The organism is Exiguobacterium sp. s95 (assembly GCF_018618655.1).
GTDB classification, from domain to species: domain Bacteria; phylum Bacillota; class Bacilli; order Exiguobacteriales; family Exiguobacteriaceae; genus Exiguobacterium_A; species Exiguobacterium_A oxidotolerans.
In genome coordinates this window covers 316,211-330,785 of sequence record NZ_JACSMM010000002.1, presented here as the reverse complement: position 1 = coordinate 330,785, position 14,575 = coordinate 316,211, and the positions used below count along the sequence as shown (strand labels likewise).

The window sequence follows — 14,575 nt, the reverse complement described above, 5'->3', positions numbered from 1 at the left end:
AGTCATGATCACTTACTTTGCGCCTGAGTCTTTCGCACCCACGGGGGAAAGTTAGTCCAGAGAGGTCCTAACCCTTTAAGCTGCGATTGCCAGACCGATTGAAGTTCACGATTTGAATTATAGCGAGTATCAAAAAGATACACAAGGATAAATTTTAAATTTCAGTGCCTATTTATTAAAAAACCGCTCTATCTGTTGGTATAGAGCGGTTTAAAAAATATAAATTATTTTAATTCTAATTCCTTTTCAACCGTTGTTGCCTCAATATGTGCTCCAATCATCTGAACGAGATCGACGACACGACATGAATATCCCCATTCATTGTCGTACCAAGCAAGCACCTTCACTTGGCGTCCACCCATGACCATCGTCGATAGGCCATCGACGACCGTCGAACGGACTTCCCCGTTAAAATCAATCGAAACGAGCGGTTCCATCGTCAACCCTAGAATCCCGTCTAACGCACCATCAGCTGCTTTCACGAACGCTTCATTTACTTCTGCGACCGTCGTATCACGACTCACTTCGACGACGAGGTCAACGAGCGACACGTTCGGTGTCGGAATACGGAGCGCAAGCCCGTTCAACTTCCCTTCGAGATGCGGTAAAACGAGCGAAATGGCACGTGCCGCACCAGTGGATGTCGGAATAATCGATGATCCACAAGCCCGTGCCCGACGTAAATCCTTATGTGGATTATCAATATTATTTTGATCATTCGTAAAAGCATGAATCGTCGTGACGAGTCCCGTCTCGATTCCGAATGCCCGATCGATGACTTGAACGACAGGCGCAAGACAATTCGTCGTACAGGATGCATTCGAGACGACATGATCGTTCTCATGATCGTACATCGCATCGTTGACCCCCATTACGATTGTCCGAATGTCCCCTTTCGCCGGTGCCGTGATGACGACTTTTTTTGCTCCCGCCAACACATGTTTACTTGCGCCGTCTTTCGAATTGAACTTTCCTGTTGCTTCGACGACGACATCAATCTCAAGTTCCCCCCACGGTAATAACTCAGGATTACGTTCGCTGACGATTCTCACGAGTTGTTCATTAATCATCAAACCACCCTCGACAATCTCGACCGGGTATTCAAACTTTCCATGGACCGTATCGTACTTAATTAAGTGCGCGAGTGTTTCCGGTGGATAACTTGCATTAATTGCGACGACCTGACTTTTCCCCTCAGCGATTAATCGACGGAACACCATTCGACCAATACGCCCAAACCCGTTAACTGCCACCTTGACTCCCATGTGCGGATCCCCCTTCAATGTGACGGATAATGCTCCGTTTACAGATAGAACTATATCATGAAATGTAAGCGATTTCATTATGTAAACAAAAAAAAGTTGAGAGAAGTCATCAACTTCTCCCAAAACGATACTTCTACTTCTTTAATTTTGTTTCGCTCCAAACCTCAACGCGTGACAGGTAACGTTTTTAACCACTGATCGATTTGTCGGTATAACGCTTCGACCGTTCCTTCGTTGACCAACACATAGTCGGCGAGGAGACGTTTCTGTTCAATATCGAGTTGAGATTGCACACGTGATTGCGCTTCCTCCCGTGACATTTGATTGCGTTCCATCAAGCGATCCAATTGTAGATAAGCGTTACAATAGACGACCACGACTTGATCGACAAGCTGTTTCCAATCTCCTTCTAATAAAAGCGGGATATCAAAAACAACTAAAGATTCTTCTTGCTGTTCCAATTCGTCTGCCCGGGCGAGCATCTGTTGTCGAATCTTCGGATGCATCAACTCATTCAGTAAATTCCGTTTTTCACTATCGTGAAAAATAATTTCACCAAGCTTGGCTCTGATTAATATCCCATCTTCAAATGCTTCCGGAAAGGCAGCTTTCACATCTTGATAAGCCAGCCCATCCGGTTCCATGACTTCCCGCGCGATCAAATCAGCATCGATGACCGGAATCCCATTCGTTTGTAGATACGTCGCGACGGTACTCTTTCCCGTCGCGATTCCTCCCGTCAAACCGATTCTCATAACGCGACCTGCTGACAGTTCGGGCAGAAGTGTGTCCCACGTCCACCAACCTTGATTTTTTCAATCGCTGTCCCGCAACGCGGACACGGGACACCTGTTTGACCATACACAGCAAGTTGCAGTTGAAACTCCCCTTTTCCGGATGGCGAGACATAACTCCGAATCGTACTGCCGCCACTTTCGACGGCTTTTTGTAAGACATCAACACCTGCGACGTGAATCCGCGAAATATCGTCAAGCGTCAAGGCCCCTGCTTTCGTTAACGGATGAATCCGTGCCGCGAACAACGTCTCATCGACATAGATATTCCCAAGTCCTAAAAAGATCGATTGATCGAGCAATGCTGTCTTGATCGGGCTGCGTTTTTTACGAATTAGATTTTCGGCTAAGACTTCCGCCGTGAACGTCGGATCAAACGGTTCCCGCTCGAGTTGGGCAAGTGGTGGGACCTGCATCACGGTCGCTTTTTCCCGCAGCTCCATCGTCCCGAACTTTCGGACGTCGTTATAATGCAACTCTGAGCCGTCTGTGAATCGAAAGATGACATGAGTATGCTTATCTTTTTCAATCGCTTGGGGATACGGAAAATACTTCCCTTCCATTCGTAAATGACTGACGAGATAAAACTGTTCAAATGCAAATAAAAGAAATTTCCCACGCCGTTCGACCCGTTCGATCCGCTCTTGCTTCAAAGCGTCGACAAACGGTGCAACTTCCATTCCCCGGATCATCTTCGGATGGAAGACCTTCACAGAAGAAATCGTTTTTCCAGAGACCGTCCGCTCCAGATTGCGTCTGACGGTCTCGACTTCAGGTAATTCAGGCAAACTAGCTCCTCCTCTAACAGATTATTTCGTTTCGTACCATGAATGCCCCGCATCCCCGTCAACGCGTAACGGCACTGACAATTCGACGGTCTGCTCCATCGCTTGTTTGACGAGTGCTTTTAAAGCGTCTAGTTCTTCGTCTGGTGCTTCAAATATCAATTCATCATGTACTTGAAGCAGCAAACGTGCCTTGAGTGGTGACGCTTCAAGCGCAGCATGGACATCGAGCATCGCTTTTTTGATGATATCTGCCGCCGAGCCTTGAATCGGTGTATTGATTGCTGTTCGTTCTGCAAAACCACGTAAGTTAAAGTTCTTCGAATTGATATCTGGAATGTTGCGACGCCGGTTCATCAACGTCTCGACGAATCCATTCGCTCGTGCTTTTTCGATTGCAGCATCCATGAATAACTTAATTTGCGGGAACAACTCAAAATAACGATCGATGAAGTCTTGTGCTTCTTTTCGACTGATATTCAAGTTTTGCGACAAACCATAATCACTGATGCCGTAGATGATTCCGAAGTTGACGGCCTTCGCTTGGCGACGCATGTTTCCTGTCACGTCGCCCGGATCGACCGAAAAGACACTACTCGCTGTTTGCGTATGAATGTCAGCGTCGTGCAGGAATGCATCGACCAGCGTTTTATCTTCCGACATATGCGCCATGACACGCAACTCAATTTGTGAATAGTCGGCAGCGTACAGTGACCATCCGGCTTGACTCGGAACAAACGCTTTACGAATCTTACGTCCCTCTTCAATCCGGACAGGAATATTTTGCAGGTTCGGGTTAACGGAACTGAGTCGTCCTGTTTGGGCAATCGTCTGAGCGAACCGCGTATGGATTTTCCCATCTTCTTTGATGACTTTTTGTAACCCTTCGACATACGTCGATTGGAGTTTTTGCAGTTCACGATATAGCATGATGTGATCGATGACCGGATGGAGTGGTCTTAACTTCTCTAAGACATCTGCTGCCGTCGAATAACCCGTCTTCGTTTTCTTAAAGGCAGGAAGTTCGAGTTTTTCGAACAGGATGACGCCGAGTTGTTTCGGTGAGTTGATATTGAACGCTTCACCCGCTTGACCATAAATCAATTCCTCAAGATCCGTTAAGCGTCCTGCAAGATCATGTTGCATCTCTTGCAACGTCGCGACATCAACACGGATGCCGGTCCACTCCATTTCAGCAAGCACACCTGACAAAGGACGTTCGAGCGTCTCATACAATTCGAATTGTTGGTTCGCTTTGAGCTCTTCTTGTACTTTCGGGAACAACCGCTCAATCATCCGTGCTTTTTCTGCCAAATAAGGATGCAACAGTTCGTCTGTCGGCACGCTACGCTTTGCACCTTTTCCAAGGACGGCTTCTTCACTCGGCGCCATCATCGCATAATGACCGGCAATCGACGCTAGTGTCGTCCCACCGCTTAAGTTCAATAAATATCCAGCGAGCAACAAGTCATCGAAGGCTTGCAGTTTTAAACCATGTTTCCGCAACGCGAAGGCAGCTTGTTTCGCATCGAGACAGATTTTTTGATGGTCCGACTCGATCCATTCGCGAAAAGCAGGATCCTCGACCAATTCACGAGAAGCGACATAAATTTGATTCGGTGTCGCGATACTAAAACCGATGATGTCTTCTTCCATATAGTCTTCGCGCAACTGCTCGACGACGAGGACAGCATCCTGCACGTCTGAAGGAAGTGTCGTAATCGTCTCGACGTTCAATTGTTCCTTGTCCTCTTCCTTGATGACAGGAGCAAAACGATTCGTTAACGATTTAAACCCGAGCGATTGGAACAACGAATACGGTACTTGTGTGTCGACATCACTGATTTGTAAATCAGGCAACGTGACGTCGAGCGGGACATCGAGTTTGATTGTCGCAAGTTCTTTCGACAACCGGGCAAGGTCTTCGTTCGCGATGACCTTCTCTTTTTGTTTTCCTTTTAAGTCTTCGACATGCTCATACAGTCCTTCGACTGAACCATACGCAGAAATTAATTTAATCGCTGTTTTTTCGCCGATACCAGGAATCCCGGGAATGTTATCCGATTTATCACCCATCAGCCCTTTTAAATCAATCATTTGAATCGGCTTCAGTCCACCGTATGTCTCGGCAAACAAGTCTTCCGTCATACACTGAACGTCCGTGATACCGCGCTTCGTGATCAATACCTCGACTTGATCGGTGACGAGTTGAAGTAAATCTTTATCACCCGTGACGATCCGTGTCCGGTCTGCCGGCATCGTCCGCGCTAGGGTTCCAATCAAATCATCTGCTTCATAACGATGAAGCTCCATCATTTGAATACCGAGCGCTTCACAGATATCACGTACAATCGGGAACTGCTCCCGTAGTTCAGACGGCGTCTTTTCCCGACTTCCCTTGTATTCTTGGTACACATCGTGGCGGAACGTTTCGCTCGAAGCATCAAACGCGACTAACATATGCGTCGGTTGCTCCTCTTCAAGTAATTTAAGTAACATCATCGTAAAGCCGTAAGCGGCGTTCGTGTTACGTCCTTGTGCGTCCGTCATCGGCGGCAAGGCAAAAAAGGCACGATACGTTAGTGAGTTTCCGTCAATCAATAAAAGTTTGTTTTCCATCGTCTCCGCTCCTTTGGAAGAATTTCTGTTCTTATTGTATCACTCTACACACATTTGTTCGCTAAAAACGCCATAAAAAAAGACGATTGGCTGTGAAGCCAATCGCCTTGTGGTGTACGACATGGGAGCTGAACCAGTCGTTCCACAGATGATGAAGAAGGTATCTTTAGCATACAATCGCTCTGTAAAGAGAATATGAACTCACGGTGAAGTTCAGCCTTTTTTCGGTAAACGTATCGTAAAGGTCGTTCCTTGTTGCTCCTCCGACTCGACATCAATCGTTCCATGATGCAAATCGATGATGTGTTTAACGATGGCAAGACCTAACCCTGTCCCACCTGAATTACGACTTCTCGCTTTGTCAATCCGATAGAAACGTTCGAAAATCCGTTGCGTTTCTTTCGGATGTATTCCGATCCCGTCATCCTTGATTTGGAGCGTGACCATCTCTTCCCCGTCTTCTAAGCTGACCCAGACATTCCCACCATTCGGCGTATAATTCAAAGCATTAGCAACTAGGTTGACGACGACTTGTTTCAACCGATTCAAGTCTGCCCGGATGAAGACTTCCTCTTCCGTCTCGATATGGATCGTCATCTCTTTTTCTTGCGCCTTATGATGCAGCAACGCCTCTGTCTCGTTAATCAGACTCGTCACATCGACAATCGTCGTCTCAAGTTGATAGTTATCTTGTTCAAGACGCGATAACTCCAACAAGTCCTCTACTAATGTCTGCATCCGCTCAGACTCATCGTGAATGATATTCAAAAATTGTTCGCGGATTTCCGGTACGTCTTGCGCACCATCAAGCAAGGTTTCCGCAAATCCTTTAATCGATGTTAATGGTGTCTTTAACTCGTGGCTAACATTTGCGACGAAGTCTTTCCGCATCTGCTCCAGCTTCTTGATTTCCGTGATGTCATTGAAAACGACGGTCGTACCTTGGACACGGCCATTCTTACCGAAGATTGGTGCCGCACTGACCATGAACGTCCGACTATTGATTCCAAAGCGGACACTCGATTGTTTCCGGTTCGGTTTTTCCGTCAAGTAAACATCTTCAATGACTTGACTCATTTTCTCATTTGGCAACACACGATAATACAGTTGACCATTTGATTTACCATGAATGTTGAACATTTCCCGATACGTCCGATTGACGAGGAGAACGTAGCCTTTTTCATCAATCAACATCAGACCGGCACCCATGTATTCAATCAACGACTCAAGTCGCGCGCGTTGCATCGCTTCACCGGACGAAGCATTTTCTAAGTTGCGTGCGAGTAAATTGATCGACTTCCCTAAGTCCCTTGATTCATCTGGTGAATTTAACTCATAGACACGGGATTTATAGTTTCCGTGCGATAGTTCACGCAAAACTTCCGTCGCTTCCGCTACAGGACGTAAGAACCGTTTCGTCGAGCTGTAGACGGTAAAGAAAATCATAAACAAGGAGACGATGAGCGAAAGAACGATCACCGTCCAAATGCGTGAGTAGATGACATCTAAGTCTTTCGTATAACGAATCAAGCTGAGGTACACTTCATTTCCACTAGCTGTCTGGACAGGTTTCGTAAACTGGAGACTCGTATCATCGGTCTTCGATTCGAACGTACCATCCACCGGAATCGCTGAGAAATTGATTGCCCGCACATTTAATTTCGTAACATCAACGGGTGTCCCGGCAATGATTTCTCCCCGTGAGTTAAATAAAATCATATCGAAATGCGATTCTGCGTACAATTGGTCGACATACGCAGCCATCTCTTCTAACGATCGACCTTGTAAAATCGTTTCAACGAGTGATGTTTCATCCATCAACTTTTCTTTTTCGTTATTCACATAAAACTCTTTAAACGATTGTCCTAACAAAAAACCAAGCGCAATCAGCACAAGACTGATGAAGGACAACATTTTTAGTATGAATCGTTTTCGGTATTTGCTCATTCCACTTTCGGCTCCTCCATCTTATATCCGAGCCCACGGATTGTTTTAATATAGATCGGTTTTTTCGTATTCGGTTCAATCTTTTCACGTACGTGACTGATATGCACATCGACAATTCGCGTATCTCCGACAAAATCATAGTTCCAAATCGCAGATAGGAGTTGATCACGTGTCAAAACCCGACCTTTATTTTTAGCGAGGTAAACGAGCAACTCGAACTCTTTTGGTGTGAGCTCTAGGCGTTCCTCTGCTTTGAACGCTTCATAGTTATCCGGAACGATTTTGACGTCCCCGATTAAGATCGTTCCATCCGTCGTTTCTTCCGTCGCGACTTGCTGATTCATTCGGCGAAGAATCGCCTTGACACGGGCTACGACTTCGCGCGGACTAAACGGTTTCGTCAAATAATCGTCTGCTCCGAGCTCAAGTCCCAGCACTTTATCAAATTCGTCATCTTTTGCCGTCAACATCAAGATTGGCGTGTTGATTTTTTGTTGGCGAAGTCGTTTACAGACTTCAAGTCCATCCAGTTCCGGTAGCATTAAATCGAGTACAATCAATGCGGCATCTTGCTTTTCCGCTAATTTTAAACCGGACATGCCATCGTGGGCAGTCTCTACAATAAAGCCAGCTTGTTCTAGATTGAATTTCAAAAGTGTAGCGATCGAGAGTTCGTCATCAACAACAATTATTTTATCTTTCAAAACAGTCGGCCTCCTCGGCAAATCTCATCTTCGAATGCGGAATTCATTGGAATCCACTTCTTCTGTCTTCATCTTAACGACTTTTCCTACTGAATCACAAATCTTTCTTACCTTTCTTTACACAATCTTTAAGGTCAAGCTACGTCGAAAGTCAGATTTCCGTGTAAAAGCCCATCAATTCGGGAAACAATACTGTATCGTCAATGAATCTGGAGGAATAGACATGGAATGGAATAGCCCTTTACTCGCTGCATTTACCGCATGGTTTATCGCACAAGCCGCAAAACTCGTCACAGGTGTCATCAAGAATAAAACTTTTGATCTTGAAATCATGTTCGCGTCAGGCGGCATGCCAAGTTCACATAGTTCGACCGTCGTCGCCCTCGCCGTCGTCATCGGCTTCCAAGAAGGCTTCGGTTCGTCGCTGTTCGCTCTCGCGACCATCTTTGCAGTCATCATCATGTATGACGCGACAGGCGTCAGGCAGGCTGTTGGGTTACAGGCAAAACTACTGAATGACTACTTCAAGGGAATCCGTCATGACACGCCACTATTAAACGAATTAGTCGGACACACGGAATTCCAAGTATTCGTCGGCATGTTGCTTGGTTTAGCAGTCGGTTTCCTATGGCCCGTCCTTTTCTTTTAATTCAAAGTACAGGAATGTTGGAGAATTCTTCAAAAATTGAATACCAAACTCAACATTAAAACAAAAACTGAGCACTCCTTCTTTCTGAAGGAGTGCTCAGTTTTTAGATAAAACGGAAAGACAATCTTCCATAGAAAATTCTCCATCTTCGTAACAAATTTTCTATAACCTAAATAGCTGACTAAAAGCGAGGATATCTCTCACAAAAAAATGATTGTTGGAAATGCCCATCAAAATGGGTACTTATGGTTTTAGTATCACCTTAATGCAACCGTCTTCGTGATTATTAAAGGTTTTATAAGCTTGTGCGGCGTCTTCTATACCAACCTTGTGTGTAATAATATCAGTCGGGTCGAACTCCCGATTAATAATTTTTTGAAATAACCCCGGCATCAAATGGACAACCGGTGCCTGTCCCATCTTCAACGTAATATTTCGCGTGAAAAAATCGCCAAGCGGGAACTGATTGTATTTTTCTGCATACACACCTGTTAATTGAACGGTTCCGAACTTACGAACTGCATCTTTTGCAATATTGATGGCACTCAACGTTCCGCCCTGCAATCCAATTTTTTGTTCAACCTTTTCAAGCGAAGACATTTTTCCATCCAGTCCAACACAATCAATGACAACATCTGCTCCACCTTGCGTCAACTCTTTTATATACTGTCCAGTTTCTTGATGATCTTGTAGATTTACAGTCTCGACATGGTTTGTCATCTTCGCATGATTTAAGCGATACACTTGTTGATCAACAGCGATCACTCGCTTCGCACCCTGCAACCACGCAAATTTTTGAGTCATTAATCCGACCGGACCGGATCCGAGAATTACGACGGTATCACCTTTTTTCACTCCACTATTCACAACACTCCAATATGCAGTTGGAATAACATCGGATAAAAAGAGTAGAGCCTCATCTTCTAACTCACATGATTCAGGAATAACGAGTGGCATGAAGTTTCCGTAAGGCACTTTTAAATATTCCGCCTGACCACCGGGATGGTCACCAAACGTTTCCGTAAATCCAAAGTATCCACCTGTATCAACGTGAGGATTCCCATTCGAATTATCACATTGACTTTCCATATCATGCTCGCAAAAGAAACAATGACCACAAGCAACGTTAAATGGTAAAACGACTCTGTCTCCTCGTTTTACCTTTGTTACTTCAGGACCTACTTCTTCAACAATTCCCATTGGCTCATGACCGATGACATAGTCTTTTTTTGCCGGCATCGTTCCTTGGTAAATGTGTAAATCCGAACCGCATATTGCTGTCGATGTAATTTTAACAATAATGTCATCATTCTTTTCAATCGATGGATCTGCTACATTTTTTACTTCAATATTCTTTGCCCCTTGATAGGTTACAGCCCGCATGTTGTTTCCTCCCTTTACTGAGAAATAATATGCAATGAACGTACCTTCCATTTATACCCTACTAAAAAAATATTAATACACATTCCTTGTATTCGTTTGATATGTTCCTTAAAATTTCTAATGCCTGATTGTACATATACTCAATATATGCGAACGATTTATAAAGTCTGAAATTATTCTGATTGAGGAACGATATGACATCCTCCGTTCAAAATTTTACGTTCCTACTAAGGCAGCTACATTCCTTTTAACGCAAACACCACGCCTTCCCGAAACAGTCAAGACTGTCTAGAAAGGCGTGGTGTTGTAATTTCACATTCATAAAATCGTCAGGACAGATCGAACGGTCTCCGCCGAACGGTCAAGCGATTTTTGTTCGTCTTCTGTCAATTCAAGCTCGATAATCTGTTCAAGACCATTCCCACCGATGATCGTCGGAACCCCAAAGTATAGATCGTGATAGCCATACTCTCCTTCAAGATACGCGATGGCTGGTAAAATCCGTCGCTGATCTTTTAGGATTGCCTCTACCATCTCAACGATGGCTGCTGCTGGCGCATAGTAGGCAGAACCGTTACCAAGTAACTGGACGATTTCTCCGCCCCCTTTACGTGTCCGTTCAACGATTGCCGCGAGGCGGTCGGCAGAAATGAGTTTCTCGACCGGAATACCACCGGCTTGTGAATAGCGAAGTAACGGTACCATGTCGTCTCCGTGTCCGCCGAGGACAAATCCTGAGACGTCCTTGACGGAAACATTCAACTCCATGGCGATGAACGTCCGGAACCGTGCCGTATCGAGCACACCCGATTGACCGATGACCCGCTCTTTCGGAAATCCTGACTCCTGAAAGACTGTATACGTCATCGCATCAACCGGATTCGTCAACACGATAATGATCGATTCCGGTGCATGGCGAACGATTTCTTTTGTCACCGATTTCATGACAGTTGCATTCGTGCTGACTAAGTCTTCCCGACTCATTCCCGGTTTCCGCGCGATACCTGCCGTAATGACGACGATATCTGAGTCACTGATGTCCTTGTAGTCAGACGTTCCTTGAATCCATGAATCAAATCCTTGAATCGGAGCCGTTTCCTGTAAATCAAGTGCTTTGCCTTTTGTCGGATCTTCCAGTTGCGGCATATCGACGAGTACGATATCTCCAAGCTCTTTTTGAGCAAGATAAAGTGCCGTCGTCGCTCCCGTAAATCCACTACCGATGATTGAAATTTTCTTCCGCTTGTTCATCTTCCCATACCCCCTCTAATCCGAGATTACATGTTTTTGATGAGTTCATCCGCGAATTCAGAACATTTCACTTCTGTCGCGCCATCCATGAGACGTGCGAAGTCATATGTGACCACTTTTTCTTCGATTGATGTTTCCATCGACTTGATGATTAAATCAGCCGCTTCGTTCCAGCCAAGGTGACGGAACATCATTTCTCCTGAAAGAATGACTGACGATGGGTTTACTTTGTCAAGACCAGCATACTTCGGTGCAGTACCGTGCGTTGCTTCGAAGATTGCATGTCCTGTGATGTAGTTGATGTTTGCTCCAGGAGCAATTCCGATTCCACCGACTTGTGCTGCAAGTGCATCTGAAATGTAGTCTCCGTTTAAGTTCATTGTCGCAACGACATCAAACTCTTTTGGACGCGTGAGAATTTGTTGTAAGAAGATATCTGCAATTGAATCTTTGACGATTAATTTGCCAGCAGCTTCAGCTTCAGATTGTGCTTTGTTTGCTGCGTCAACACCTTCTTCTTCTTTGATGCGGTCATACTGGTTCCATGTGAAGACATGCTCTGCGTATTCACGCTCAGCAAGCTCGTACCCCCAGTTTTTGAAAGCACCTTCTGTGAACTTCATGATGTTTCCTTTATGAACGAGCGTCAATGAAGCACGTTTGTTTTCGAGTGCATATTCGATTGCAGCACGGACGAGGCGTTCTGTACCTTCTTTTGAAATCGGTTTAATTCCGAGACCCGATGTTTCTGGGAAGCGAATTTTGTTGACACCCATTTCTGTTTGGAGGAAGTTAAGTAATTTTTGTGCACCTTCGCTACCTTCTGCATATTCGATTCCTGCGTAGATGTCTTCTGTGTTTTCACGGAAGATGACCATATCAGTATCTTCAGGACGTTTAACAGGTGACGGAACACCAGTGAAATAACGTACCGGACGGAGACATGTGTACAAGTCGAGTTCTTGACGAAGGGCAACGTTCAGTGAACGAATTCCACCACCGACTGGTGTCGTGAGTGGTCCTTTGATTGCGATGATGTGCTCACGGATTAGGTCAAGCGTTTCTTCCGGAAGCCAGCTACCTGTTTTATTGAATGCTTTTTCGCCTGCATAGACTTCTTTCCATTCAATTTTCTTTTCGCCGTTGTATGCTTTTTCGACTGCAGCGTCAAATACGCGAACTGCGGCATTCCAGATATCAGGTCCAGTGCCATCACCGATGATGAAAGGAATGATTGGAGCGTTAGGTACGTGCAATGTTCCGTTTGTTACCGTGATGTTTTCGCCTTGAATTGTAGCCATGTGTAAAATCCCCCTTGAATAATAGTTAACGTCAAAAAGCAGGAGAGGATTGCTCCTCTCCGTCGCTTAACGTTCGTTCATAGACACGTATGTCCGGTGCGTTTCACCAATATAATCTGCGCGTGGGCGAATGAGGCGATTGTCACTATATTGCTCTAAAATGTGCGCTAACCAACCTGACATCCGACTAACAGCAAAGATTGGTGTAAACAATTCTGTTTCAAGACCAAGTGCATGGTACGTAGAAGCAGAATAGAAATCAACATTTGGTTTCAATCCTTTTTCCGACTGGACGATTTCGTCAACCTTAACTGACATCTCATACCATTTCGGCTCCCCGATTTGAGCAGTCAATTGACGGCTCATCTCTTGAAGGTGCTTCGCGCGTGGATCACCATCTTTATAAACACGGTGACCGAAGCCCATGATTTTTTCCTTGTTCTTAAGTTTATTATGAACATACTCGTCAACCTTTTCAACCGAATCAATTTCAGTCAACATTTTCATGACCGCTTCGTTCGCTCCACCATGAAGTGGACCTTTGAGTGCACCCATTGCTGCCGTCACACCTGAATAGACATCAGAAAGTGTCGCGACACAAACACGTGCTGTGAACGTCGAGGCGTTCAACTCATGATCGGCGTGAAGCACAAGCGCTTGGTTGAATGCTTTTTCAGCAACTTCCGTCGGCTCTTCACCTGTCAACATATACAGGAAGTTCGCAGCGTACGAAAGACCGGATTTTGGTGCAATCGGATCGTACCCCTTCTTGATACGCGCGTACGCCGTTACGAGCGTCGCGATTTGTGCTTGGAGTTTGATGGCTTTAGCGTAGTTCGCCTCTGTCGACATATCTTCAGCAGACTCATCATACAATGCAAGCTGTGATAAAGCAGTTCGGATGGCTGCCATCGCATTCGCTGTTTTCGGAGCTACTTTTAACGTCTCAAGTACAGCCGGTGCAACTTCTGCTTCAGTAATTAAAGCTTCTGAAAGTTGCTTTAACTCATCTTCTTTTGGCAAACGATCGTTCCAAAGTAAGAAGACGACTTCTTCAAATGAGGCGTGCTCCGCCAAATCATCAATTGTATAACCACCATACGTCAACTGACCATCGATAATCGAACTAATCTTCGATGCTGTCGCGACGATTCCTTCTAACCCTTTTGTTTGAGTCATGTAAAAATCCCCCTTTTTTTCCCCCAGAAATTTAAAACGCTTTCATTTCCGTATTGAAAAAAAGACGTCTACTCAAGAAATCCCCTTGCTGAATCGCTTGTTCTTGAATAGACCATCTTGTTTCTGTCCTTAGTATAAACAAAATTAACCAAAAAGTGAACGAACTTGCATACTATTATCAAAAAATTAATTCGTTTGCGTTCATTTAAGTCACTTAGCCACTAAATGCTTTTGATATAACATCCCACATTCCAATGACGAGTGCAGCGATTCCTGCTCCTATCAATGGACCTACGGGAATACCTCTGAATAAACCGACCGCAAGAATTGTTCCGGCAAGCAGTGCCGTTGTGACGAGTGGATCTTCCTTCATCAAACCGACCCCGTGGGCAGCAACGATTGCGACGAATATTCCCGCTAAAAATGAAATGATTCCGATATGACCCCGGATGCTGTTTAACAATTCCTTAAACCCGATGTCCCCTGCCGCAATCGGCACGAGAATAGCAGCCGTGATCAATGTCACGCCCCAGGTGATTCCCTTCGCCTGCAACGATGGGAAGAGGCGACTATCTAATCCAATCGCTTTGACGATTAACAAGAAGGCAGCTGCGATGATGAGTGACTTATTTTGCGCAATGACTCCGATTAAAACGAGACCAATTAAAAAGAGATAGGCTTCCATGACGACCCCCATG

The 14,575-nt window shown here is 45.1% G+C and carries 12 protein-coding genes; 1 reads left to right on the top strand and 11 read right to left on the bottom strand.

Annotation, left to right across the window (positions count from 1 at the left end):
* Nucleotides 1–224: 224 nt before the first annotated feature.
* The 6 genes from KNP99_RS06310 to KNP99_RS06285 all read right to left on the bottom strand — a co-directional run bounded on the left by KNP99_RS06310 (nucleotide 225) and on the right by KNP99_RS06285 (nucleotide 8,114).
* Nucleotides 225–1,265 (bottom strand): glyceraldehyde-3-phosphate dehydrogenase, encoded by a 1,041-nt coding sequence (locus KNP99_RS06310; protein ID WP_088837598.1) that lies wholly within the window; start codon nucleotides 1,263–1,265, stop codon nucleotides 225–227.
* Nucleotides 1,266–1,429: 164 nt separating this feature from the next.
* On the bottom strand, nucleotides 1,430–2,020 hold the full coding sequence (gene coaE / locus KNP99_RS06305; protein WP_088837599.1) for a dephospho-CoA kinase: 591 nt from the start codon (nucleotides 2,018–2,020) through the stop codon (nucleotides 1,430–1,432).
* Entirely contained in the window at nucleotides 2,017–2,847 is an 831-nt protein-coding gene (mutM, locus tag KNP99_RS06300) for a DNA-formamidopyrimidine glycosylase (RefSeq protein WP_088837600.1), read from the bottom strand. The genes coaE and mutM overlap by 4 nt, the downstream gene beginning before the upstream one ends.
* A gap of 21 nt (nucleotides 2,848–2,868) precedes the next feature.
* Complete coding sequence (polA, locus tag KNP99_RS06295; RefSeq protein WP_088837601.1) at nucleotides 2,869–5,463, bottom strand: DNA polymerase I; 2,595 nt, start codon at nucleotides 5,461–5,463, stop codon at nucleotides 2,869–2,871.
* 213 nt (nucleotides 5,464–5,676) lie between these two features.
* Nucleotides 5,677–7,410, bottom strand: coding sequence for a two-component system histidine kinase PnpS (pnpS, locus tag KNP99_RS06290; RefSeq protein WP_088837602.1), 1,734 nt, complete (start codon nucleotides 7,408–7,410; stop codon nucleotides 5,677–5,679).
* Entirely contained in the window at nucleotides 7,407–8,114 is a 708-nt protein-coding gene (locus KNP99_RS06285; RefSeq protein WP_029331139.1) for a response regulator transcription factor, read from the bottom strand. Before KNP99_RS06285 ends, pnpS begins: the two co-directional genes overlap by 4 nt.
* 223 nt (nucleotides 8,115–8,337) lie before the next feature.
* Here KNP99_RS06285 and KNP99_RS06280 point away from each other — a divergent pair, with 223 nt between their 5' ends.
* Nucleotides 8,338–8,763, top strand: coding sequence for a divergent PAP2 family protein (locus tag KNP99_RS06280; protein ID WP_088837603.1), 426 nt, complete (start codon nucleotides 8,338–8,340; stop codon nucleotides 8,761–8,763).
* 243 nt (nucleotides 8,764–9,006) lie between these two features.
* Here the strand turns inward: KNP99_RS06280 and KNP99_RS06275 are convergent, their stop codons facing one another.
* The 5 genes from KNP99_RS06275 to KNP99_RS06255 form a co-directional block, all read right to left on the bottom strand.
* Nucleotides 9,007–10,146 carry a zinc-dependent alcohol dehydrogenase gene (locus KNP99_RS06275; RefSeq protein ID WP_214766562.1) on the bottom strand — a complete coding sequence of 380 codons (1,140 nt, stop codon included), beginning with the start codon at nucleotides 10,144–10,146 and terminating at the stop codon, nucleotides 9,007–9,009.
* 318 nt (nucleotides 10,147–10,464) lie between these two features.
* On the bottom strand, nucleotides 10,465–11,397 hold the full coding sequence (mdh, locus tag KNP99_RS06270; RefSeq protein ID WP_214804342.1) for a malate dehydrogenase: 933 nt from the start codon (nucleotides 11,395–11,397) through the stop codon (nucleotides 10,465–10,467).
* 26 nt (nucleotides 11,398–11,423) lie between these two features.
* Nucleotides 11,424–12,698 carry an NADP-dependent isocitrate dehydrogenase gene (gene icd, locus KNP99_RS06265; RefSeq protein WP_214810617.1) on the bottom strand — a complete coding sequence of 425 codons (1,275 nt, stop codon included), beginning with the start codon at nucleotides 12,696–12,698 and terminating at the stop codon, nucleotides 11,424–11,426.
* A gap of 66 nt (nucleotides 12,699–12,764) precedes the next feature.
* Nucleotides 12,765–13,877, bottom strand: a complete 1,113-nt coding sequence (citZ, locus tag KNP99_RS06260; RefSeq protein WP_214768725.1) for a citrate synthase — start codon at nucleotides 13,875–13,877, stop codon at nucleotides 12,765–12,767.
* A gap of 214 nt (nucleotides 13,878–14,091) precedes the next feature.
* Nucleotides 14,092–14,562 carry a DUF441 domain-containing protein gene (locus tag KNP99_RS06255; RefSeq protein WP_214766568.1) on the bottom strand — a complete coding sequence of 157 codons (471 nt, stop codon included), beginning with the start codon at nucleotides 14,560–14,562 and terminating at the stop codon, nucleotides 14,092–14,094.
* Nucleotides 14,563–14,575 lie beyond the last annotated feature (13 nt).